This window comes from Bradyrhizobium sp. LTSPM299, from assembly GCF_000938235.1.
Classification (GTDB): domain Bacteria; phylum Pseudomonadota; class Alphaproteobacteria; order Rhizobiales; family Xanthobacteraceae; genus Bradyrhizobium.
Genome location: NZ_JYMU01000057.1, coordinates 78,315 through 101,328 on the forward strand (window position 1 = coordinate 78,315; position 23,014 = coordinate 101,328).

General features: G+C 64.1%; 19 protein-coding genes. 7 read left to right on the forward strand and 12 right to left on the reverse strand.

The features are described from left to right. Positions 1-27: 27 nt before the first annotated feature. Positions 28-1,146 (reverse strand): 4-hydroxyphenylpyruvate dioxygenase, encoded by a 1,119-nt coding sequence (gene hppD, locus UP10_RS28885; RefSeq protein WP_044590603.1) that lies wholly within the window; start codon positions 1,144-1,146, stop codon positions 28-30. Positions 1,147-1,269: 123 nt separating this feature from the next. On the opposite strand from hppD, the gene UP10_RS28890 reads away from it, so the two are divergent. Together UP10_RS28890 and UP10_RS28895 are read left to right on the forward strand one after the other, a co-directional pair. Then, positions 1,270-1,746, forward strand: coding sequence for an Lrp/AsnC family transcriptional regulator (locus UP10_RS28890; RefSeq protein ID WP_044590604.1), 477 nt, complete (start codon positions 1,270-1,272; stop codon positions 1,744-1,746). Between the two features lie 86 nt (positions 1,747-1,832). After that, on the forward strand, positions 1,833-2,144 hold the full coding sequence (locus UP10_RS28895; RefSeq protein WP_044590605.1) for a DUF1272 domain-containing protein: 312 nt from the start codon (positions 1,833-1,835) through the stop codon (positions 2,142-2,144). Positions 2,145-2,284: 140 nt separating this feature from the next. Here UP10_RS28895 and fahA read toward each other — a convergent pair whose 3' ends face one another. The 5 genes from fahA to UP10_RS28920 form a co-directional block, all read right to left on the reverse strand. Continuing rightward, the gene (gene fahA / locus UP10_RS28900) at positions 2,285-3,556 is read right to left on the reverse strand and encodes a fumarylacetoacetase (protein ID WP_044590606.1); all 1,272 of its coding nucleotides are present in this window, start codon (positions 3,554-3,556) and stop codon (positions 2,285-2,287) included. A gap of 208 nt (positions 3,557-3,764) precedes the next feature. Next, positions 3,765-5,111 (reverse strand): homogentisate 1,2-dioxygenase, encoded by a 1,347-nt coding sequence (gene hmgA / locus UP10_RS28905; protein WP_044590607.1) that lies wholly within the window; start codon positions 5,109-5,111, stop codon positions 3,765-3,767. A gap of 2 nt (positions 5,112-5,113) precedes the next feature. Further along, complete coding sequence (locus tag UP10_RS28910; RefSeq protein ID WP_044590608.1) at positions 5,114-6,070, reverse strand: MBL fold metallo-hydrolase; 957 nt, start codon at positions 6,068-6,070, stop codon at positions 5,114-5,116. 17 nt (positions 6,071-6,087) lie between these two features. After that, complete coding sequence (locus UP10_RS28915; protein WP_044590643.1) at positions 6,088-6,318, reverse strand: DUF2783 domain-containing protein; 231 nt, start codon at positions 6,316-6,318, stop codon at positions 6,088-6,090. A gap of 10 nt (positions 6,319-6,328) precedes the next feature. Continuing rightward, positions 6,329-7,957 carry an FAD-dependent oxidoreductase gene (locus tag UP10_RS28920; protein ID WP_044590609.1) on the reverse strand — a complete coding sequence of 543 codons (1,629 nt, stop codon included), beginning with the start codon at positions 7,955-7,957 and terminating at the stop codon, positions 6,329-6,331. A 156-nt stretch (positions 7,958-8,113) separates the two neighbouring features. Between UP10_RS28920 and UP10_RS28925 the strand changes: the two genes are divergently transcribed. Continuing rightward, positions 8,114-8,674, forward strand: a complete 561-nt coding sequence (locus tag UP10_RS28925; RefSeq protein ID WP_082077299.1) for a MarR family winged helix-turn-helix transcriptional regulator — start codon at positions 8,114-8,116, stop codon at positions 8,672-8,674. 215 nt (positions 8,675-8,889) lie between these two features. On the opposite strand, the gene UP10_RS28930 is transcribed toward UP10_RS28925, so the two are convergent. Then, positions 8,890-9,696 carry an N-acyl homoserine lactonase family protein gene (locus UP10_RS28930; RefSeq protein WP_044590610.1) on the reverse strand — a complete coding sequence of 269 codons (807 nt, stop codon included), beginning with the start codon at positions 9,694-9,696 and terminating at the stop codon, positions 8,890-8,892. A gap of 389 nt (positions 9,697-10,085) precedes the next feature. On the opposite strand from UP10_RS28930, the gene UP10_RS28935 reads away from it, so the two are divergent. From UP10_RS28935 to UP10_RS28950, 4 genes are all read left to right on the forward strand, one after another. Beyond that, positions 10,086-11,573, forward strand: a complete 1,488-nt coding sequence (locus UP10_RS28935; protein ID WP_044590611.1) for a caspase family protein — start codon at positions 10,086-10,088, stop codon at positions 11,571-11,573. A gap of 146 nt (positions 11,574-11,719) precedes the next feature. Continuing rightward, positions 11,720-12,373, forward strand: a complete 654-nt coding sequence (locus tag UP10_RS28940; RefSeq protein WP_044590612.1) for an OmpA family protein — start codon at positions 11,720-11,722, stop codon at positions 12,371-12,373. Between the two features lie 276 nt (positions 12,374-12,649). Then, the gene (locus UP10_RS28945) at positions 12,650-13,567 is read left to right on the forward strand and encodes an efflux RND transporter periplasmic adaptor subunit (RefSeq protein WP_044590613.1); all 918 of its coding nucleotides are present in this window, start codon (positions 12,650-12,652) and stop codon (positions 13,565-13,567) included. A 13-nt stretch (positions 13,568-13,580) separates the two neighbouring features. Beyond that, positions 13,581-16,739: an efflux RND transporter permease subunit gene (locus UP10_RS28950; RefSeq protein ID WP_044590614.1), complete on the forward strand. Its 3,159-nt coding sequence runs from the start codon at positions 13,581-13,583 to the stop codon at positions 16,737-16,739. A gap of 314 nt (positions 16,740-17,053) precedes the next feature. On the opposite strand, the gene UP10_RS28955 is transcribed toward UP10_RS28950, so the two are convergent. The 5 genes from UP10_RS28955 to UP10_RS28975 are packed head-to-tail and all read right to left on the reverse strand — an operon-like array spanning position 17,054 to position 22,836. Next, positions 17,054-17,689, reverse strand: a complete 636-nt coding sequence (locus UP10_RS28955; RefSeq protein ID WP_044590615.1) for a pyridoxamine 5'-phosphate oxidase family protein — start codon at positions 17,687-17,689, stop codon at positions 17,054-17,056. Between the two features lie 53 nt (positions 17,690-17,742). Continuing rightward, the gene (locus tag UP10_RS28960; protein ID WP_044590616.1) at positions 17,743-19,431 is read right to left on the reverse strand and encodes a dipeptide ABC transporter ATP-binding protein; all 1,689 of its coding nucleotides are present in this window, start codon (positions 19,429-19,431) and stop codon (positions 17,743-17,745) included. Continuing rightward, positions 19,428-20,261: an ABC transporter permease gene (locus tag UP10_RS28965; protein ID WP_044540791.1), complete on the reverse strand. Its 834-nt coding sequence runs from the start codon at positions 20,259-20,261 to the stop codon at positions 19,428-19,430. Before UP10_RS28965 ends, UP10_RS28960 begins: the two co-directional genes overlap by 4 nt. Beyond that, positions 20,261-21,262: an ABC transporter permease gene (locus tag UP10_RS28970; protein ID WP_044590617.1), complete on the reverse strand. Its 1,002-nt coding sequence runs from the start codon at positions 21,260-21,262 to the stop codon at positions 20,261-20,263. Before UP10_RS28970 ends, UP10_RS28965 begins: the two co-directional genes overlap by 1 nt. Continuing rightward, positions 21,259-22,836: an ABC transporter substrate-binding protein gene (locus tag UP10_RS28975; protein ID WP_044590618.1), complete on the reverse strand. Its 1,578-nt coding sequence runs from the start codon at positions 22,834-22,836 to the stop codon at positions 21,259-21,261. Before UP10_RS28975 ends, UP10_RS28970 begins: the two co-directional genes overlap by 4 nt. Between the last annotated feature and the right edge of the window lie 178 nt (positions 22,837-23,014).

Genomic DNA, 23,014 nt, shown 5'->3' on the forward strand with positions numbered 1-23,014 from the left:
CCGCTACACACTTTTCCGGATCATGCTCTACGCCGCATCATCGACCTTCAGCACGCCGCGGCGGATCTGGTCTTCCTCGATCGATTCGAACAGCGCCTTGAAATTGCCTTCGCCGAATCCGTCGTCGCCCTTGCGCTGGATGAACTCGAAGAAGATCGGCCCGATCGCATTCGCCGAAAATATCTGCAGCAGCACCTTGGTCTGGCCGCCCTCGACCACACCCTCGCCGTCGATCAAAATGCCGTCCCGCTGCAGCCGCGCTACGTCCTCGCCGTGCTTGGGCAACCGCGCATCGATCTTCTCGAAATAGGTGATGGGCGGCGACGGCATGAAAGGTAGTCCGGCCGCGCGTAGCGTCTCGACCGTCGCATAGACGTCGCGGGCGCCGCAGGCGATATGCTGGATGCCCTCGCCGCGATAGATGTTGAGATATTCCTCGATCTGCCCGGCATCGCCGGCGTCCTCGTTGATCGGAATCCGGATCTTGCCGTCCGGGCTGGTCAGCGCGCGCGAGAACAGGCCGGACGCGCGGCCCTCGATGTCGAAGAAGCGGATCTGACGGAAGTTGAACAGCTTTGAATAGAAGCCGGTCCAGACATCCATGCGGCCGCGATGGACGTTGTGGGTGAGGTGGTCGACGTAATAGAGCCCCGAGCCCGCGGGCCGCGGGTTCGCCGCACCGAGCCATTCGTACTCGGCGTCATAGGCCGAGCCCTTGGCGCCGTAGCGATCGACGAAATACAGCAGGCTGCCACCGATGCCCTTGATCGCGGGGACATCGAGCGACTTTTGCGCAGGCGAAACATCCGCTCGCTCGGCACCGAGCGAGATCGCGCGCTCGTACGCTTGTTTGGCATCGACCACGCGGAACGCCATCGACGGCGCGCACGGGCCATGCGCGGCAACGAAGTCGAAGCCGTGGGTGCCGGGCGCCTCGTTGACGAGATAATTAATGTCGCCTTGGCGGTAGACCGTAATCGCCTTTGTCTTGTGGCGGGCGACCGGGACAAAGCCCATCAGCTTGAACAGGGCGTGCAGCTCGGCCGGGTTGGGGTGGGCATATTCGACGAACTCGAACCCGTCGGTGCCCATCGGGTTGTCGGTCGTGATCTCTGCCGGCGGCGCATCGTGCGGAAACGGACCCATGACGGACTCTCCCTGATTTGGCTGGAGAGGAGTTTCCGGCATTTGCTGCGCAACGTGCGTGCAAAATGGCTCGACATTCGCTACAATGGCGCACGATTTGTGCATAGAACGGGCATTTAACGCATGATCGACGTCGACACCTTCGACCTCAAGATGCTGGCCGCGCTGCAGGACGACGGCCGGCTGACCAACCAGCAGCTGGCCGACCTCGTTGGGCTGTCAGCCTCGCAATGCTCGCGCCGCCGGATGCGGCTCGAGGAGGACAATGTCATCGCCGGCTACCACGCCGATCTCGCCGGCGAAGCGCTGGGCTTCGGCCTGATCGCCTTCATCCACATCACGCTGGCGACCCATTCGCCCGACAATGCGAAGCGGTTTCGCGAGCTGGTCAACCGCGTCGATGACATCCAGGAGGCCTACGCGCTGACCGGCGATGCCGATTACCTCCTCAAGGTGATGCTACGCGACCTGAAGAGCCTGTCCGACATCATCAACAACGTCCTGATGCCGCATCAGAGCGTCGCCCACGTGCGCTCGTCGATCGTGCTCGACCGGCTGAAGGAAAGTTCGAAGCTGCCGCTGAAGGTGCTGCAGGGTTAGGGTGGCGCAAATCGAGGGAAATACGCCATTCGCGTCCGCAAGGTGATTTGCGATCATCCCTTCAACATCCGGCAAGAGCGACGACCATGGCATTGCAGCTGCGACCGAACTGCGAATATTGCGACAAGGATCTGCCGCCAAGCGCTGTGGAGGCGCGGATCTGCTCGTATGAGTGCACGTTCTGCGCTGACTGCGCCGAGACCAAGCTCGGCAATGTCTGCCCGAACTGCGGCGGCGGTTTTGCGCCACGGCCGATCCGGCCCGCCAAGGAGTGGCGGCCCGGTGTGTGCGCGGTGAAGCAGCCGCCATCGGACAAGCGGGTGCATCTGAAATACAGCCTCGAGGACTGCGCAGCGCATTCGGCGCGGCTGCGGGATGTGCGGCCGGAAGAGCGGTGAGGCCGACCTGTCATTCCGGGATGGTCCGAAGGACCAGACCTCAGATGCGCAATTGCTCATCGGGGAATCTCGAGATTCTCAGGTGCGCAAGTGCGCACCATAGTTCGATGCTGCGCATCGCCCCGGAATGACGGCGTGTCTTACTCCGCCGCGACAATCGTCCCCTCGACATCGCCAAACCCGACCCTGTAGCCGTCGCCCTGGCACCAGCCTCGCATCACGAGGGAATCGCCGTCTTCGAGGAAGGTGCGCTTGACGCCGCTTGAGAGATCGACCGGCTCGATGCCGTTCCAGCTGATTTCCAACAGGCTACCGCGCTGGTGCTTTTCCGGACCGGAGATCGTGCCGCTGCCCAGGAGGTCGCCGACATTCATCGCGCACCCACTCGACGCATGATGCACGAGCTGCTGCACGGACGACCAGTACATGTATTTGAAATTGGTGCTGCTGATCGTCTTCGCCTCGTTCATCGCGCCGCCACGCAAGGCAACATCGAGCGCGAGATCATAGTTGTTCGGCCGCGCCTGCTTCAGATAGGCCAACGGCTCCGGCTCTTGCGCCGGGCCGTGCATCCGGAACGGCTCCAGCGCCTCGCGCGTCACCACCCACGGACTGATCGAGGTTCCGAACGCCTTGGCCTGGAACGGCCCGAGCGGCACATATTCCCATTGCTGGATATCGCGCGCGCTCCAGTCGTTGAGGATGACGAAGCCGAAGATCATCGCCTCGGCCTGCGCTTCGGTCAGCATCTCGCCCATCGCTGATGGCTGGCCAACCACGACACCCATCTCCAACTCGAAATCGAGTCGCTTGCACGGGCCGAAGCTCGGCACTTCAGCGGTTGGCGGCTTCAACTGTCCGCGCGGCCGCCGCACCTTCGTGCCACTTACCACGACAGTCGAAGCACGGCCGTTATAGCCGATCGGCATGTGCAGCCAGTTCGGCTGCAGCGCATTGTCCTTGCCGCGGAACATGACGCCGACATTGGTGGCGTGTTCTTTCGACGAATAGAAATCCGTGTAGCCGGCGACCGCGAACGGCATATGCAGCGTCGCATCCGCCATCGGCACCAACGCCCGCGCCCGCAATTCCCTGTTGTCGCGCAGCTCCGGATGATCGGAGCGCAGCAGCTCGCTGATCCGCGCCCGCGTCGACGACCATACCTTCGGCCCAAGCGCCATGAACGGATTGAGCGACGGCTGCGAGAACACGCCGAGCGGCTCGACATCGAGCCGCGAGTCCTGCTCGAGCTCCCAAAGGTCGAGCACATAGTCGCCGATCGCGACCCCGACGCGCGGAGGCAGACCATCCTTGGACGAGAACACGCCGTAGGGGAGGTTCTGGATCGGGAAGTCGGAGGTCGGCGCGACGTCGATGAAGGAGCGGAGTTTGGGGTCGTTGGGGTGGGGCATAGGATTTCCCGGTCTGCAATCAGGTGCAACGGCTGATGTTTTTCACCCTCCCCTGGAGGGGGAGGGTCGACGCGAATGAAATGAGCGGCGGGGTGGGGTGAAAGTCTCTCCGTTGAGACAGTGCCCGAGTGGAGAGATCACCCCACCCCGCTTCACATTCGCTTCGCTCACTGTGAAGCGACCCTCCCCCTCCAGGGGAGGGTAAGTGCTACGGCCGGTTCGGATCGAACTTCTTCTCCAGACCCTTCCAGCAGTCGGAATAATCATCCTGCAGCGTCGATGATGTCGCGGCATGCTCGGTCACCCGCTGCGGGTAGCGGGTCTCGAACATGAAGGCCATGGTGCCGGTCAGCTTCACCGGCTTCAGTTCGCTATTGCTGGCGTGCTCAAAGGCTTCGCGGTCGGGGCCATGCGGCAGCATGCAATTGTGCAGACTGATGCCGCCCGGCACAAAACCCTGCGGCTTGGCGTCGTAGACGCCGTAGATCAGGCCCATGAACTCCGACATGATGTTCATGTGGTACCACGGCGGGCGGAAGGTGTTGTCGGCGACCAACCAGCGCTCCGGGAAGATCACGAAGTCGATGTTGGCGGTGCCCGCGGTCTCCGACGGCGAGGTCAGCACCGTGAAGATCGACGGATCGGGATGGTCGAAGGCAATCGCGCCAACCGGCGAGAAGGTGCGCAGATCGTATTTGTACGGCGCGTAATTGCCGTGCCAGGCCACCACGTCGATCGGCGAGTGCGGCAGCGTGGTCTTGAACAGCGAGCCGCCCCATTTGACGTAGAGCTCAGTCGGCGTGTCCTTGTCCTCGTAACTCGCCACCGGCGTCAGGAAGTCGCGCGAATTGGCCAGGCAATTGGCGCCGATCGGGCCGCGCTCCGGCAGCGTGAAGGCGCCGCCATAGTTTTCGCAGAGATAGCCGCGTGCCGGTCCGGCCGGAATCTCGACGCGGAATTTGACGCCGCGCGGGATCACCACGATCTCGCCGGGTTCGGCATCGATCCGGCCGAACTCGGTGACGAAGCGGACGTTGCCCTGCTGCAGCACGAACATCATCTCGCCGTCGGCATTGTAGAAATGCTGATCCACCATCGACTTGGTGATGAGATAGATGTGCGCGGCCATGCCGGCTTGCGTGTTGGCATCTCCCGCCGTGGTCATGGTCTGCACGCCCTGCAGGAAAGTCATGTCCTCCTTCGGGATCGGCGCCGGGTCCCAGCGCAATTGCGCGATCGGCATGTCGTATTCGTGGCACGGCGCGGTGCGCCACAGCCCGGCATCGGCCTTGGCGAAGCGGCCGGAATGCCGCACCGACGGACGGATGCGGTACAGCCAGGAGCGCTCATTGGTGCCGCGCGGCGCGGTGAACGGCGAGCCGGACAATTGTTCGGCATAGAGCCCGTAGGCACAGCGCTGCGGCGAGTTGCGGCCCATCGGCAGCGCGCCCGATAACGCCTCGGTCTCAAAGCTGTTGCCGAAGCCGGACATGTAGCCCGGCGTCAGCTGCCCGGTGCTGCGAACGAGTTGATCAGGCGAGGTGTTGATATTCATGACTATCCTCCTCCTTGCAGGGCGGCCCACATCTCCTGGTCGCGCTTGTCGGTCCAGATCACGGGGTCATCAATCCCGGACGCCTCGTCATAGGCGCGCGAGACGTTGAACGGCAGGCAGTGCTCGTAGATCGCGAAATCAGAGAATTTCGGATCCATCACCTCGCGCGTCGCGGCCATCGATTCCTTCAGCGTGCGGCCCTTGGCGACCGACGTCTCGGCTGCGCCATAGAGCGAGGTAACGAAATCTCGCGTCATCGCGATCGCATCGCGCGTGGTGGCAAGGCCGGTCAGCGCATCGCCGCGGCCCGGCGCGATCGCCTTCGGATTGAAGGCGCGGATCTCGTTCAGCGTCATCGGCCATTCGCGCAAATGCGCGTCGCCGCAATAGCAGGCCGAGTGGTATTCGATGAGATCGCCGGAGAACATCACTTCGGCATCCGGCACCCAGGCGACGATATCGCCCGAGGTGTGGCCGGCACCGAGCTGCATCAGCCGCACCTCGCGCTTGCCGAGATAGATCGACATCTCGCCTTCGAAGGCGAGCGTCGGCCAGGTCAGGCCGGGAATGCTTTGGGCGTCCTGGAACAGGCGCGGGAAGCGGCCATATTCGGAATCCCAATCCTGCTGGCCGCGCTCCTCGATCAAGCGATAGGTTTCCTGCGAGGCGACGATGCCCTGCGCGTGATAGGCGGAGGCGCCGAGCACGCGCACTGCGTGATAGTGCGACAGCACGACATATTTGATCGGCTTGTCGGTGACCTTGCGCACCCGCTCGATCACCTTGTTGGCCATCGCAGGCGTCGCCTGCGCGTCGAACACCAGGCACCCGTCGTCGCCGACGATCACGGCGGTGTTGGGATCGCCCTCGGCGGTGAAGGCGTAGAGATCGGTTCCTATCTCAGAGAAGGTGATCTTTTTCTCCGCCATATCGGTGGTCGAAGCAAAACCTTTGGCCATCAGTTCAATCCTGTTCGTTATTGTTGCTGTTGTTGTTGCTGCTGCTGGCTCGCATCGAGCATGCGTCGCTTTGCCAGCACGATCGCCTCGTGCAGCACATCGATGTCGCCGATATGATTGGCGAGCACCAGGACCAACGCGGCGTCGAGATCGGCGCTTTGCGCCTCAGTCAAGCCGTGATGCGCCTCGACGATGGCGCGGAAGGCGTCATCGGGCTTTGCGAAATTCGAGCTGGTCGATAGCGCCATCGGCAACACCTCAATTCAGCCCGGATGCGCGCGACAGCGCCGCATCCAGCGCCGGCCGTTGCGCCTTGCGGAAGCGCGCCGCGACGTAGCCGTCGGGCCGCAGCAGATAGGCGGTGCCAGGTTCGGCGTCGTAGCGCTTGCCGGCAAGGCCCTGCGCATCGACCAGACCATCCTCGCCGCCGATACGGATCGCCCCCACGCCCTCGGGCACGTCGGCCGCGGCGCCATTGCCAAACTCCAGCAGCGTGAAGCGCGCTCCCTGCTTGATGAAGGCCTCGGTCAGATAAATGGAACTGCCATCCCGCTCCGCCACCGGCGCATCCAGCATCGAGGCACCCGGCCGCGGGCCGCCGCGCCAAATGTCGCGATCGTCCGTCGACAGCGGCGTGTCATAGACCGAAGGCACCGACAGCCGGCCGCCATTGACCATGCGCTTGCCGAACTCGGTATCCTTGGCGAGCGACAGCACCGCCTGGCGCAGCCGCGCCTCCTGAGGCGTCACCGGCGCCATGAAGTCGGTCGAACGCGTCGATTCGCGGATGTTCTCGTCCGCCGCTGCGCTGCGCTCGACATGATAGCTTTCCAGCAAGCCCGCCGGAGAGAGCCCGCGCAGGATGCGGTCGAGCTTCCAAGCCAGGTTCTCGGCATCCTCGAGCCCCGAATTGGCGCCGCGCGCGCCGAATGGCGACACCTGATGCGCGGAATCGCCGGCGAATATCACTCTTCCGTGGATAAACTTGGCCATCCGCCGGCATTGGAACTTGTAGAGCGAGATCCACTCGAACTCGAACTTGTCATGCCCGAGCATGCGTTCGATCCGCGGCCGCACATTCTCGGGCTGCTTCTCCACCGAGGGATCGGCATCCGGATCGAGCTGCAAATCGATCCGCCAGATGTCGTCCGGCTGCCGGTGCAGCAGCGCCGATCGGCCGGCGTGGAACGGCGGATCGAACCAGAACCAGCGCTCGGTCGGGAACGCCGCGGTCATCTTGACGTCGGCGATCAGGAATTGGTCCTCGAACACCTGGCCGGCAAAATCCGCACCGACCATCTGCCGCAGCGATGAGCGGGCGCCGTCGCAGGCGACGACGAAGCTCGCATGCACCTGGTAGGCGCCGTCAGGCGTTGCGATCGTCAGTGCCACGGAATCGTTGCGGCTCTCCGCCGCGATCACCTTGTTGCGCCAGCGCAGGTCGATCTCAGGCAGTCGCTCGACGCGATCGACCAGATAGGCCTCGGCGTAGAACTGCTGAAGGTTGATGAAGGCCGGCCGCTTGTGGCCTTCCTCGGGCAGCAAATTGAACTGATAGAGCTGCTGGTCGCCGTGGAAAATCCTGCCGACGCTCCACACCACGCCCTTGTCGACCATGCGGTCGCCGACGCCGAGACGATCCCAGAATTCCAGCGAGCGCTTCGAGAAGCAGATCGCGCGCGAGCCTTCGCCGATCCGGTCGGCATCGTCGAGCAGCACCACGCGCTGGCCGCGCTGGGCCAGGTCGATCGCCAGTGACAGGCCCACCGGCCCGGCGCCGACCACGACGACCGGATGCTCCGCCAGATTGGCGCCCGTCCGATCCTGATCGGGATGGCGGCGATAGCCGAACTGGGTTTTGGCCTGTGGCGATTTGGCTTGTGCCATTGCGCGACCCTGGATGTTCCCTTTTAGCCGCCGGCATTAGGCTTTGATCTTGTATGACAAGCTTGCGACCGGAGCGCGATCTTGCTAAATTAGTCTCACTTGCAACTATCTTAAACTCCCAGCCGGGCTCGCCGTCAACTCAAATTGGAGGAATTATTGGCCAGGACCTCTGCAAGCCAACCTCCGCCCCGGTCGCGCCCTGCCGACGAGGCCGATCTGCGCGACGAGGTCGGGCCGAGAAAAAAGCGGCTCGATCTCTTTCACTTCGTGCCGTTCCGTCTGAACCGGCTCGCCGCCGAGGTCTCTTCGGCGCTGTCGAGCGAATATGAAGCGCGCTACGGCCTCGACATTCCGGAGTGGCGCGTGCTCGCGACGCTGGGCTTCCGCAACGGCGCCTGCAGCGCGCAATATATCGCGCACTGCACGCGCACGCATAAATCGACCATCAGCCGCGCGGTCTCCGCGCTGATGGAGCGCGAAGTGGTCGAGCGCGTCGAGAACGAGGACGACCGCCGCGAATTCCGCTTGCAACTGACGAAGAAGGGCGAGATGCTCTATGAGGAGTTGATCCCGCGCCTGTTGCGCAAGGAGCAGGAGATCCTCACCTGCCTGTCCGCCCAGGAGCGCCGCGATCTCGGCCGCCTGCTCGGCAAGGTGGAGAAGAGCCTCGAGCTGGTGCAGACCAGCGAAGAGGCCGACGCGAAGGACGCGTATTAGGCCCCAGTCATTGCGGGCGTTGCGATTGAGGGGATGGGCCGCGGCGTACTGGGTCGCCCGGTCAAGCCGGGCGATGACAGCGTAATGTGGGGCGCAATTTTGCATTCTCGCGACATGACCTGTCCGAGTCTTGCTTCTCGTTCCGCCCTCTTGAGTAGAGGGCTCCCGCAAGGGGGGAGAGGGAGCCCGCGCCGCGCGCTCACCTCACCGCGACGTTACTTCGCAAACGACCGCGATGGCGCGAGATGCAGGGCGAACGCGTCGACCTTGTCGCTGGCGCGGGGGTAGATCTCGCTCACCATTGGATCGTGGCCGGGGATGAAGCGGTCCGGATGGCCGGCGAGCCGCTCGACGGTTTCCCAACCGCTCGCCATGTCGCCGACATTGTAGACGATCGGGAACGGGCTGCGTCTGTGCAGGTTCGCATAGTAATGCGCGGCGTCGGATGCCAGCACGACGGGGCCGCGCGCGGTCTCGGCCCGCACCACCTGCAGGCCGTCGGAATGGCCGCCGACGCGATGCACGGTGACGCCGGGTGCGATCTCGCCGTCACCGGAGTGGAAGGTGACGCGCTCGCCATAGACGTGACGCACCATCTGCGTGACGTGCTCGACCGAGAACGGATGGCGCAGCATGCCGTTGCACATGCAGCGGCCGGTCGCGTAACTCATCTCGCGTTCCTGCAGATGGAATCGGGCGTTCGGGAAGCGGTCGAGATTGCCGGCGTGGTCATAGTGCAGATGGGTGACGATGACGTCGCGGATCGCATCGGCGCTGACGCCGAAGGCGGCCAGCGCGTCGACCGGATTGAGCGTCAGCTTGCGGCCGCGCGCCTTGGCCTCCTCGGCGTTGAAGCCGGTGTCGACCAGGATGTCGCGGCCGTGGCCACGGATCAGCCAGACGAAATAATCGAGATCCTGCGCGGCGGTGTCGTGCGGATCGGGCACCAGGAAGTTCAAATGAGGCGTGCGCGATGACATCGTCGCATAGCGCAGGGCATAGATTTCGTAGGCGTTTCCCATCGGTTTCGCTCTTGTTTGCATCGCCTGTTGTGGATGGCGTGGCCCGCCCCGCCCACCAAGCCATCGCCGCGCGCAAAGGTCAAACCACGCGCGACAATGACGGGCGCATGACGGCGCGGCCGCAGCCTCTGTGAGTGGGGTCACATTAACGGCTTGCCGGAACTTGCACCATGCCCGGATGGCGATCCAGTCATGGCCGCGCATGTCCCCCCAAAGCTTCCCCCCCAAAGGCTCATGATCGATGGCTACAACTCACGCCGGTGCCGCAAGCGATTGACGAGGTGTGGCCGTGGTTTGATAATGGATTTTCGCTAGAGTAAGGTCGCCGAGGCGCAGGCTGGAATCGGCGCCATTTCCCTTGGAATGCCGCGATCTGGATTGCCGCGATCATGAAAATTCGCCTTGCGTTGCTTGCTACCCTGATTTTTTCGATCGCGTCGTCCGCTCCGTCGCTTGCAGCCGGTGAGCGTTTCGCGCTGGTCATCGGCAACGCCAAATATCCCGACGCCGACGCGCCGCTGAAGGAGCCGATCAACGATGCGCGCGACGTCGCCGACGAACTCAAGCGCGACGGCTTCATCGTCGATGTCGGCGAGAACCTGACCGGTGACGGCATGCGCCGCGCCTTCGACAAGCTCTATGGCAAGATCAAGCCGGGCTCGGTCGCGCTGATCTTCTTCTCGGGTTATGGCATCCAGTCGAACCGCCAGAGCTACATGATCCCGGTCGACGCGCAGATCTGGGCCGAGCCCGACGTGCGCCGTGACGGCTTCAGCCTCGAGACCGTGCTCGGCGACATCAACAGCCGCGGCGCCGGGGTGAAGATCGCGCTGGTCGACGCCTCCAGGCGCAATCCGTTCGAGCGCCGGTTCCGCAGCTTCTCGGCGGGCCTGGCGCCTGTGATCGCGCCGAACGGCACGCTGGTGATGTACTCGGCCGCGCTGTCGTCGGTGATCTCGGACAATGGCAGCGACCACAGCCTGTTCGTGCGGGAGCTCCTGAAGGAGATCCGCACCCCCGATTTGATGGCCGAGGAGATCCTGAACCGCACCCGGGTCGGCGTCACCCGCGCCTCACGCCAGGAGCAGGTGCCGTGGATTTCGTCGTCACTGGCCGAGGATTTCTCCTTCAGCCCCGGCGGCGCACCGCGGCCGTCGAACGCGCTGCCTGCACCGCCCCCGGCCGAAGTGGCCGTGACGCCACCCGCACCACCACCGCCACCGCCGGCACCACCCGTCAAGACCGCAACCGCCCCAACGCCACCACCGCCTGCTCCACCCAAGCCGGCCGAAATCACGCTGCCGCCACCGCCGCCTCCGGCACCGACCATCGTCCAGCCCGCACCGACGACCCCGCCCAGCCCGTCCGCGCTCGCGCTCGCCGACGATCCGACCATCAAGGGCCTGAACGACAAGCTCGACAAAGACCCGGACGATGCAGCAGCATTGTACCGTCGCGGCCAGGTCTTTGCCAGCAAGGGCGCCTATGACCTCGCGATCAAGGACTTCACCAATTCGCTGCGGGTGAATCCCAAGGACGTCGAGGCCTACAACAACCGCTGCTGGGTCCGCACCGTGGTCGGCGATCTGCAGGCGGCGCTCAGGGATTGCAACGAGGCGCTGCGGCTGCGCCCGAATTTCGTCGACGCGCTCGACAGCCGCGGGCTGATGAACCTGAAGAGCGGGCAGAACAAGAACGCCATCGCCGATTTTGACGCCGCGCTGAAGATCAACCCGCGATTGACCTCCTCGCTGTACGGACGGGGCCTCGCCAAGAAGCGTAACGGCTCGATCGCGGAAGGCGATCTCGACATCGCCAATGCCAAGGCGATGGACCCGAATATCGTGAAGGAATTCAGCGAATACGGGGTACAATGACGTGTATTTGACGCCTGCCCGCGGCATTCCTCGAACCGCGGACGGAATTTCGAGACCAAACTAGAGGGTGCGTGCCGGTGCCCGGCGCCGGCTGCGATTTGAGTAGTCATTTGGAACCGCGCGGGACGTGCGCAGGAGGGACCGATATGTTCAAGCCGTCCAGAAATCTGACCGCGATCCTTGTCGTCACCGCCATCGGCGCCGCGCTGTCGTTCGGCATTGTGGCCGCCCGCGCCGGCGACGACATCACCGAGGACCAGATCGTCAAGGCGCTGACGCCCGACAAGAAGCCGCTGACCCGAGGCCTGTCGGCCGGCCCACAGACCTCGCCCGCGCTGAACGCCGACCAGGCCAAGTTCGTGCAGACCGTCCGCGGCCGCGCCACGCGCTCGCTGTCATCGGCCGAACGCGAGGAGATCGCGACCATCGTCCAGGACAAGCCGAAGATCGATCTCGAGATCAACTTCGATTACAACTCTGCCGACGTCAGCGCGAAATCGCTGCCCTCGGTGCAGGCGCTCGGCCGCGCCTTGACCAATCCCAACCTGAAGGGCTCGACCTTCGTGGTCGCCGGCCATACCGACGCCGCCGGCGGCGAGGAATACAATCAGGGCCTCTCCGAGCGCCGCGCCGATGCGATCAAGCGCTACCTCGTCGACAAATTCGGCATCGCCGGTTCCGACCTCGTCACCGTCGGCTATGGCAAGAGCAAGCTGAAGGACCCGAACCAGCCGATGGCGGACGTGAACCGCCGCGTGCAGGTCGTGAACATGGAAAACAAGGCCACCGCGTCCAAGTAATACCAGGGTGATACCCGAGTGATATCCAGGTGATGGGCGTAGCGTGCCGTGTTTTTAAGGTTAGAATGCGTCCCGCACCCTGGCGGGACGCATTTGCTTTTGGGATGACCCCCAAAGGAATCCCAAGGCAGCCCTTGCGTGACCTGCTTCACATGATGTCAGAGCATGATCCCCGACAATGGACAGCCGATGTCCGCATGCTCAAGCACAATGCGGCGAGCAAAATGATGTTTCGAGGAGCGCGCATGGCGCGCCAAGTTCTGGATTGATCCGGCGATGAATGTCTTCCAGTACCTCAAACCTGCGCTCGGAACGGTCGTCTTTGTCGGGCTCGGCATAGCCTATTACGCGTTCGAGCATCGCTCGCATCCGGAGGAGAAGGAGACGCCGGGCCAGGCGCTGGTCGTGGTGACGAAATCGACCAATGCCTGCTTCTCCGACATGGTCCGCGTCACCGGCTTCATCGTGCCGCGCCGCGAGGCCCAGGTGAACGTCGACCAGGAAGGCTCCAAGGTCACCGACGTCCTCGTCCGCGAAGGCGACACCGTCACCGAGAACCAGGAACTGGCGCGGTTGACCGCGCCGCCGCAGCAGGCCGCTCAAGCCAATGCCCGGCCGATCTCGCTGCGCGCCCCGGCCCCCGGCCTCGTCACCGAGGTGCGCACCGCGGCCGGCGCGCCGGCCTCGCCGCAGGCCGGCCCGATGTTCCGCATCTCCATCAACAACGAGATCGAGCTCGACGCCGAAGTGCCGGGCTTCCAGCTCCTGAAGCTCAATCCGGGCGCCAATGTTCGGATCAGCCGCGACGACGCGCCCGACATGGTCGGCAAGGTACGCCAGATCACCCCGCAGATCGATCGCACCACCCAGCTCGGGCACGTCCGCATCTCCCTCAACAACAACCCGACCTTGAAGGTCGGCATGTTCGCGCGCGCCAATATCGACGCCAAGCGCTCCTGTGGCGTCGCGGTGCCGCGCACCGCGATCGACCGCCTCACGCTGCAGGTGGTGAAGGGCAACACGGTCGAGACGCGCAGGGTTCGCGTCGGCCTGACGTCCGACACCTCGACCGAAATCCTTGAAGGCCTCGACGTCGGCGAAACCGTCGTGGCCGATGCTGGCACCTCGCTGCATGACGGCGACCAGATCAAGACCGTGTTCGCCGACGAACTCGATCGCACTCGGTCACGGTAACTCGGGCACGCTAATGGCTTTGAATATTTCGGCATGGTCGATCCGGAACCCGCTTCCCTCGATCGTCTTCTCGATCATCCTGCTGGTGTTGGGCTGGGTCTCCTTCACCAAGCTCGCGGTGACGCGGCTGCCGAGCGCCGACATTCCGGTGATCTCGGTCGCGGTCTCGCAATTCGGCGCAGCACCGTCGGAACTTGAATCGCAGGTCACCAAGACCATCGAAGACGGCGTCTCCGGCGTCGAGGGCGTCCGCCACATCTCCTCCTCAATCACAGACGGCCTGTCGGTCACCACGATCCAGTTCGCGCTGGAGACCAACACCGACCGCGCGCTGAACGACGTCAAGGACGCGGTGACGCGGGTGCGCGCCAACCTGCCGCAGAACGTCACCGAACCATTGATCCAGCGCGTCGACGTGATCGGCCTGCCGATCGTGACCTATGCGGCGATCTCGCCCGGCAAGACGCCGGAACAGCTGTCTTATTTTGTCGACGATGTGGTCAAGCGCGCGTTGCAGGGCGTGCGCGGCGTCGCGCAAGTTGAGCGCATTGGCGGTGTCGAGCGCGAGATTCTGGTCTCGCTCGATCCCGACAAGTTGCAGGCGGTGGGGCTCACCGCGGTCAATGTCAGCCAGATCCTGCGCGGCAGCAATGTCGACCTCGCCGGCGGCCGCGCCGAGATCGGCAAGAACGACCAGGCGATCCGGACGCTCGCCGGCGCCAAGACGCTGAACGAGCTTGCCGGCACCATGATTCCATTGTTCGGCGGCGGCGAGGTGCGGCTCGACGATCTCGGTACCGTCACCGACACCATCGCCGACCGCCGCACCTTCGCCCGCTTCAACGGCGAGCCGGTGGTGGCGCTCGGCATCAAGCGCTCCAAGGGCGCCAGCGACGTGGTGGTCGCGGCCGCCGTGCAGAAGCGCATCGAGGCGCTGAAGGCTACCTATCCCGACGTCGATCTCAAGCTGATCGACACCTCGGTCGAATTCACCAAGGGCAATTACGAGGCCGCGATCTCGACCCTGTTCGAGGGCGCGATCCTCGCCGTCATCATCGTGCTGCTGTTCCTGCGCGACATCAGAGCCACGCTGATCGCCGCGGTCTCGCTGCCGCTGTCGATCTTCCCGGCGTTCTGGGCGATGGACCTGCTCGGCTTCTCGCTCAATCTGGTCTCCTTCCTCGCCATCACGCTGTCGACCGGCATCCTGGTCGACGACGCCATCGTCGAGATCGAGAACATCGTCCGCCACATGCGGATGGGCAAGACGCCGTATCGCGCGGCACTCGAGGCCGCCGACGAGATCGGCCTTGCCGTGATCGCGATCTCGCTGACGATCATCGCGATCTTCGCGCCGGCGAGCTTCATGTCCGGGATCGCCGGGCAGTTCTTCAAGCAGTTCGGCATCACCGTCTCGGTGCAGGTGTTCTTCTCGCTGCTCGCAGCACGCTTCGTCACGCCGATGCTGGCCGCCTATTTCCTCAAGCACCATGAGCATGACGACCCGGCGCCCGGCCGCATCCTGCGCACCTATCACAGCCTCGTCACCTGGTCGGTGAAGCACCATTTCATCACGGTGCTGGTCGGATTCGGCGTGTTCGCCGCGTCGATCTGGAGCATCACGCTGCTGCCGCAGGGCTTCCTGCCGGCGCAGGACACCGCGCGCTCGCTGCTGGCGATGGAGCTGCCGCCGGGCTCGCAGCTCGCCTATACCGAGAAGGTCACCGAGGAGATCGTGGCGCGCTTGCGCAAGCGGCCCGAGGTGCGCAGCATATTCGTCGACGGCGGACGCGTGCCGCCGGGCACGCTGGAGGTGCGCCGCGCCGCGCTGATCATCAACTACACGCCGAAGACCGACCGCAAGATCACCCAGCGCCAGCTCGAGCTTGCGATCGGCAACGAACTCGAAAACGTGCCTGATATCAGGTTCTGGTTCCTCGACGAGAACGGCTTGCGCGCCATCTCGCTTGTTGTCACCGGCATCGACAGCAACATCGTCAACAACGTCGCCAGCGAGCTGGCGACGCAGATGAAGCGGATCCCGATCATTGCCAACGTGATCTCGGAGACCTCGCTCGACCGGCCCGAGCTGCGCATCCGCCCGCGCGCCGAGCTTGCAGCAAGGCTCGGCGTCTCGACCGAAAGCCTGTCGCAGACCATCCGCGTCGCCACCATCGGCGACGTCGGCCCGGCGCTGGCCAAATTCGACGCCGGCGACCGCCAGGTGCCGATCCGCGTTCAGCTCGAGGACAATGCGCGCAGCGACCTGCAGATGCTGCAGCAGTTGCGCGTGCCGCTCGGCCAGCGCGGCGAGCGCGGCGGCGTGCCGCTGTCTGTGGTCGCCGACATCCAGCTCGACCAGGGCCCGACCAGCATCAACCGCTACGACCGCGAACGGCAGGCCACCGTCGCCGCCGACCTCGTCGGCAATGCCGCGCTCGGCGACGCCACCAAGCTGATCTACGACCTGCCTGTGATGAAGAGCCTGCCCAAGGGCGTCAAAGTCAGTCCGTCCGGCGACGCCGAAAGCCTCGCCGAACTGTCCGACGGCTTTGCCACCGCGATCACAGCCGGCCTGATGATGGTCTATGCGGTGCTGGTGCTGCTGTTCGGCACCTTCCTGCAGCCGATCACCATCCTGTTCTCGCTGCCGCTGTCGATCGGCGGCGCTATCGCCGCGCTGCTGCTGACCGGCAAGCAGCTCACCACGCCGGTGTGGATCGGCATCCTGATGCTGATGGGCATCGTCACCAAGAACGCCATCATGCTGGTGGAGTTCGCGGTGGAGGCGATCCGCGACGGCAAGCCGCGCGAGGAGGCGATGATCGACGCCGGCATGAAGCGTGCCCGCCCGATCGTGATGACCACGATCGCGATGGCCGCCGGCATGATGCCGTCGGCGCTCGCCTTCGGCGCCGGTGGCGAATTCCGCTCGCCGATGGCGCTGGCCGTCATCGGCGGCCTGATCTTCTCGACCGTGCTGTCGCTGGTGTTCGTACCGGCGATGTTCATGGTGATGGACGACCTCGGCGCCCTGATCTGGCGCTTCGGCAAGCGGCTCGTGGTGTCTCACGCCGACGACGAGCTGCCCCCGAACGAGCATCACGCCGAACCACCGGCCAAGGGACCACCCGGCCCCCCGCCGACCATGATATCGCCCGCGGCGGAGTGAACGCGCGGCGCGCCCAAAAGCGCGATAGGTGCGCGCTGCCTAAATATCGAAAACAACCCCATGCAAAGTAGCCGGCGGCTGCCGGCGTTCGACACGACAACTTGACATGTCGGGCAACTCAGCGGTATTATTCCATTATTCCGAAATCGCGAGCGCGCCTCGCCCCGGACTATCGCATATGGCGTTTGTGGACTTCTGCAGCTGACGTTTCCAGAGCGGCGCTCCCGTCGATCATCTCGCCCGGGGCCAACCCTCCCGCGCAAGGGGGAGGGAGCCTGACGAGCGTGCTCTCCTCACGTAACTGGCTAGCATCGCTAGTAGAGCCTCGTCCGGTAGGCCTCTTCTATCGTCTTCTCGGCGACCTCGACCTCAACGGCTGCGGTTTGCTCGGCGATGATCCGGCCAAGCGTCGGAAAACTGTGACGCTCGACCTGGGTGGCGGGATTCCACAGCTTCGAGCGCATCAGCGCCTTGCCGCAATGGAAATAGGTTTCATCGACATGCACCTTGAGGCCGATGACCGGCGTGACGTTCTGCGCCGTCAGCGGGGTCAGCAGGTCCGGCTCCTGCGAGATCTCCGCGCGGCCATTGATGCGGAGCGTTTCGTTGATGCCGGGCACCAGGAAGATCAGGCCTATTCCGGGCGAGGCCAGGATGTTGCTGAAGGTGTCGACGCGGTTGTTGCCGCGCCGGTCCGGGATCAGCAGCGTCTTGTCGTCAATCACGGCGACGAATCCCGGTGCGTCGCCGCGCGGACTGGCGTCAGCGTGGCCCTTGCCGTCGCTGGTGGCGATGACCAGGAACGGCGACAGCGCGATGAAGTCGCGGCAGAACTTGTCGATATGATTGAGCACCTTCTTCTCCGCAAGCGGGCTCACTTGCCCGAAATGCGCGCGAAGATCCTCCGATGACTTGACCGGCGGCTTGTCGCCGGCGACATGACTGTTCATCACGAAGCTTCCTTTCTGTCAGTCTATACCTGGGACGTTGAAACGCGCATCCCTCATGAGATTTGCCCTGCAGTGGCCTGGGGCCCCGGTATAACAGCGAAACCCGGCTGATCGAAGAAGCTGCGGCCCGGGATCGCGTCGAGCAGATCGCGGGTATAGGCTTGGCGCGGCGCGGTGAAGACGTCGGCCGTCAAGCCTTCCTCGACGATGCGCCCCTTCTGCAGCACGATAACACGGTCCGCGATCTCGGCGGCAATGCGCAGATCGTGGGTGATGAAGATCATGGCGAGCCGCATCTCCTGACGCAGTTCAGCGAGCAACGCCAATACCTGGGCTTGCACCGAGACGTCGAGCGCCGACACCGCCTCGTCGGCGATCAGCACCCGCGGCTTGAGCGCAAGTGCCCGCGCGATGCAGATGCGCTGGCGCTGGCCGCCGGAGAATTCGTGTGGATAGCGATCGGCGGCGGCATCGGACAATCCGACCCGCACCAGCAGCTTCTTCGCCAGCTCCATCGCATCACTGCGCGAGGTGCCGTAGGCCATCGGGCCGCGCGCGACGGCGTCGCCGACCTTCTGGCGGGGGTCAAGGCTTGCAAAGGGATCCTGGAACACGATCTGGAGCTGCCGCCGCGCCTGGCGCAGCGCCTCGCCGCGTAACTGCCTGAGATCCTGATCGCCGAAGCGGATAGCGCCGCCATCAGGCTCGGTCAGCCGCATGATCATGCGCCCGAGCGTCGACTTGCCGGAGCCGGATTCGCCGACCACGGCCAGCGTCTCGCCCTCGTACAAGGTCAGCGAGATGCCGTCAGCAGCGAGGACCTCGCGTGGTGGCTGCAACCAGCCGCGCTTCACACGGAACGTCTTCTGCAGACCGACCACCTCCAGCAGCGGTTCCGGACGCACGACCCTGCCATGGATATCCGCAAAGCGCGCCTTCGGCACCGCGTCGATCAGCTCGCGCGTATAGGCCGCCTTCGGATTGCGCAGCACCTCGTCGACCGTCCCCTGCTCGACCACCTTGCCGTGGCGAAGCACCACGACGCGATCGGCAACATCGGCGACGACGCCAAAATCATGCGTGATCAGCAGCACGCCCATGCCGCGCTCGCGTCGAAGATCATCGATCAGGCGGAGGATCTGGCGCTGGGTCGTGACATCGAGTGCGGTCGTCGGCTCGTCGGCGATCAGGAGTGCAGGCCGGTTGGCCATTGCCATCGCGATCATGACCCGCTGGCGCTGCCCGCCGGAGAGTTCGAACGGATAGCTCTTCTCGAGCAGATGCGGGTTGGGCAGACCGACTTGCGTCAGCAGCGTCTGCACCCGCTGCTTCACTTCAGCCCGTGACGGCACAGGCCGCTGGTGGGCTGCGATCATCTCCTCGATCTGCTTGCCGACGCGCTTGAGTGGATTGAGCGAGGACAACGGCTCCTGGAAGATCATCGCGGCCTCGCCGCCGCGCAGGCTGCGCAACGCACGGCGGTCGAGCTTCGATGGATCCTGTCCCGCGACCGTCACCACGCCGGATGCGATGTCGACGCCGCGCGGCAGCAGTGACAGCACCGCATGGGCAATCATCGACTTGCCCGAGCCGGATTCGCCGACCAGGCAGACCACCTCGTTGGGCCTGATCTCGAACGAGACGTTCTCCACCGCCAACGCGCGGTCGCCGCCCTCGGGCAACGCGATCGACAGCGCCTCAACTGAAAGCACCGGCGCGTTGGTTTGCACAGCTTCGCTCATGTCCGGCGCCTCGAGACCCGCGGATTGAGCACGTCGGACAATCCTTCTCCGAACAGGTTGATCGCCAGCACGGTTATGAGGATGGCCAGTCCCGGAAACACGCTCATCCACCAGGCGTTCCGGATCACGGTGCGTCCGGCGCCGATCATGAAGCCCCATGACATCAGATTGGGATCGCCGAGCCCCATAAAGGACAGCGCGCTTTCCAGCAGGATCGCGGTGGCGACCGTCAGCGACGTCACGACCAGGATCGGCGAGATCGCATTCGGCAGGATATGGCCGATCACGATGCGCCAGGTGCGCTCGCCCTGGCACAGCGCGGCCTCGACGAATTCGCGATGCCGCAGCCGCAGGAACTCTGCGCGCGTCAGACGCGCCAATGGCGGCCAGCTCACCGCGCCGATCGTCAGGATGATGGTGAGCAGCGACGGATTGAAGGTCGCGACCAGCAGGATCGCCAGAATGAAGGCGGGAATGGTCTGGAACAATTCCGTCATCCGCATCAGCACGAGATCGATCTTGCCGCCGAAATAGCCCGAGATCGCGCCGACGACGACGCCGATCGCCATCGCCGCAAGCGCCGACGCAATGCCGATCAGGAGCGAGACCCGCGCCCCATAGGCCACGCCGGCGGCGACATCGCGGCCGAGCGTATCGCCGCCGAGCCACATTCCGTCCTCGCCGGGCGGCGTGAAGGGAGCACCGACCATCTCCCACGGAGAGACCGGAAACATGGTCGGCGCGAGAATTGCCACGATGAGGACGATCAGCAGCAGGACAAGCCCGATCATGCCGCTCGGATGGCGCAGGAAGGCGCGGATCGTATCCATTACGCCGCACCCGTGGTCATGCGTGGATCGATCAGCCGGTAGACCAGGTCGGTAAGCAGGTTGAGCACGATCACGACGATCGACAGGACCAGGAAGATGCCGAGCAGGACCGGATAGTCGCGCTGCAGCAGGGCTTCGAAAGTAAGGCGGCCGAGGCCGGGCCACGCAAACACCGTCTCGATCACCACGGCGCCGCCGACCAGCGCGCCGGCCTGCATGCCGGCAACAGTCACGACCGGCACCAGCGCATTGCGCAGCATGTGACCGACCACAATGCGCGACCCGGACAAACCCTTGGCGCGCGCCGTCTTGATGAAATCCTGCTGGGCGACCTCGATGATCGAGGAGCGCATCAGCCGCGCATAGATCGCCAGATAGATCGCCGCCAGCGAGGTGACCGGCATGATCATGTGCATCATGATGTCGAGCACATGCTGCAGCGGCGAGAGCTGGACGTTGATGGTCTCATAGCCGAACGGCGGCAGCCAGCCGAGCGTCACCGAGAAGACGAGGACAAGCATGAGGCCGAGCCAGAATACCGGCGTGGCATAGAGCACCAGCGAGAGCACAGTGAACACCGTATCCAGCACGCTGCCGGCCGCGAGGCCCGCCAACGCGCCAAGCACGGTGCCAATCAAGAGCGCAAGACAGAACGCCGTCACCGTCAGCAGCAGCGTCGCCGGAAGCCGCTCAAGGATGAGGTCGACCACAGGGCGACGCTGGCGATAGGAATAGCCGAGATCCAGCCGGAGGACGCGGCCGAGCTGGCTCGCAAGCTGCACGACATACGGCTTGTCGAGCCCATACTCCTTGCGCAGATCGTCCAGCAGCTTCGGATCGGATGCGCCCGACTGTCCGGCCATCACCTGGGCCGGGTCGCCGGGTGCGGCCCGCACCAACACGAAGTTGAAGGTCGCGATGACGAGGATGACGGCGACCAGCTGGGCGATGCGGCTGATCGCGAGCAGCCCGAACGCTGCGACGCCCCCGAGCCGGGTCACGATTTGTAGACCGACCCGAAGGTTTCGTGCGAGCCGATCCCTGTCGTCACGATATTCTTGAACGCCTTGTCGTAGATGACGGGGTATTCGATCTCGAGCGTCCAGGCCACCGGGACATCCTCGACCAGGATCTGCTGCACCTTGGTGTAAAGCTCCTGGCGCTTGGCTTCATCGAGAGCCACAGCGGCCTCGTCGAACAGTTTGTCGACCTCCGGATTCGAATAGCCTTGTGTGTTCGAGAACAGGATACCCTTCTTGATGTTCGACGAAATATAGGTGCGCGCGACACCAAGCGCGGGGTCGCCGAGCTGGTACAGCAGGTTCTGGGTCATCTCGTAGTCCCAGTTGCCGACCTTGTCCGCCCAGCCGGCCATATCGGTGCCGACAAGGACGAGGTCGATGCCGACGCGCGCAAAACTCTGGCGGAAAAACTCGCCGGAGCGCTGATAGGACTCGCCGTAGGGCGGCACGACGTATTTGATCTCGGCGCGCTTGCCATTGGCATCGGGTTTGAGCCCCATCTCGTCGAGCAGTGCCTTGGCCTTCTCCACGGAGAATTCGTAACGCTTCACGTTGCCATCATAGAAGCGCGTCTTCGACGAAATCGGCCCTGTCGCAACCTTGGCGTTGCCGAAATAGACGCGCTTGTTGTACGCGTCGCGATCGATCAGATGCATCACCGCCTGCCGGAACCGCTTGTCGTTCATCGGCGCAATGCGGTTGTTCATCTCGATCCACTGATGCGGCGCGAAGTACTCGTAGCCCTTGGTGGTCACCTCGAGATTCTTCTGCGTCTTGAACCGCTGCACATCGTAAAATTCGACGTCGGCCCATTGCGCGAGCTGGACCGTACCGTTTTCGAGCGCCAGCGCCCGGGAGGCGGCGTCCGGAATCACGCGGTAGACGATTTCATCCAGATAAGGCTGATCCTTCAGATAGTAGCCGTCGTGCCTGACAAGGTGGACATGCGAGCCGCGCACCCACTCCTTGAGCTTGAAGGGACCGGTGCCGATCGCCTGATCGTTCAACGGGTTCTTGCGGTAATCACTGCCTTCATAGATGTGCTTGGCCACGATCGGGGCAGATGTGCAGTCGAAGCAGCCGATAAACGGCGCGAACGGCTGCTTCAGCTTGAACACGACGGTAAGGGGATCGGGAGCTTCGGCCGACGCCACGCGGGAAAAGTTCTGCCGCGCGCGCGGATGGGTTTCCTTCAACAGCGTCATGCAGCTGAACACCACGTCTTCCGACGTCATCGGCTTGCCGTCGTGGAAGGTGATGCCTGGAAACAGCTTGAACGTATAGGTCAGGCCATCTGGCGAGACTTCCCAGGATTGCGCCATGCCGGGCATCGGCTTGAGGTCGGCGCCATATTTCAGGAGGCTCTCGTAGATCTTGCCGCCGAGCGTCAGCGTCGGCTGCTGCTGGTTCAGCGCAGTCACCAAAACCGGCGGCTCGGGCTGGATGATGGTGTTGAGCGTCCCGCCGCGGGTCTGGCCCGCTGCCCGCGTGATGCCGAACGGGATGGCTGCACCCGAGGCCAGCATGGCCATAGTGAATTCGCGTCTGTTCATCGGACCTCTCCGTCGCCGCGCGTCTTGCATTCGATTGCGGCGAATGTCGCGGGTGTGCATTGTTGCTAAACGTCATGGCCCGCGCTACCTGAAAGGGGTCAATAACCATCGCGATCGGGCCATTTGGCCCGGAAGATGCATAGCTCCCTGCGAAAACAAGCACCCTGCGAAAAGGCGA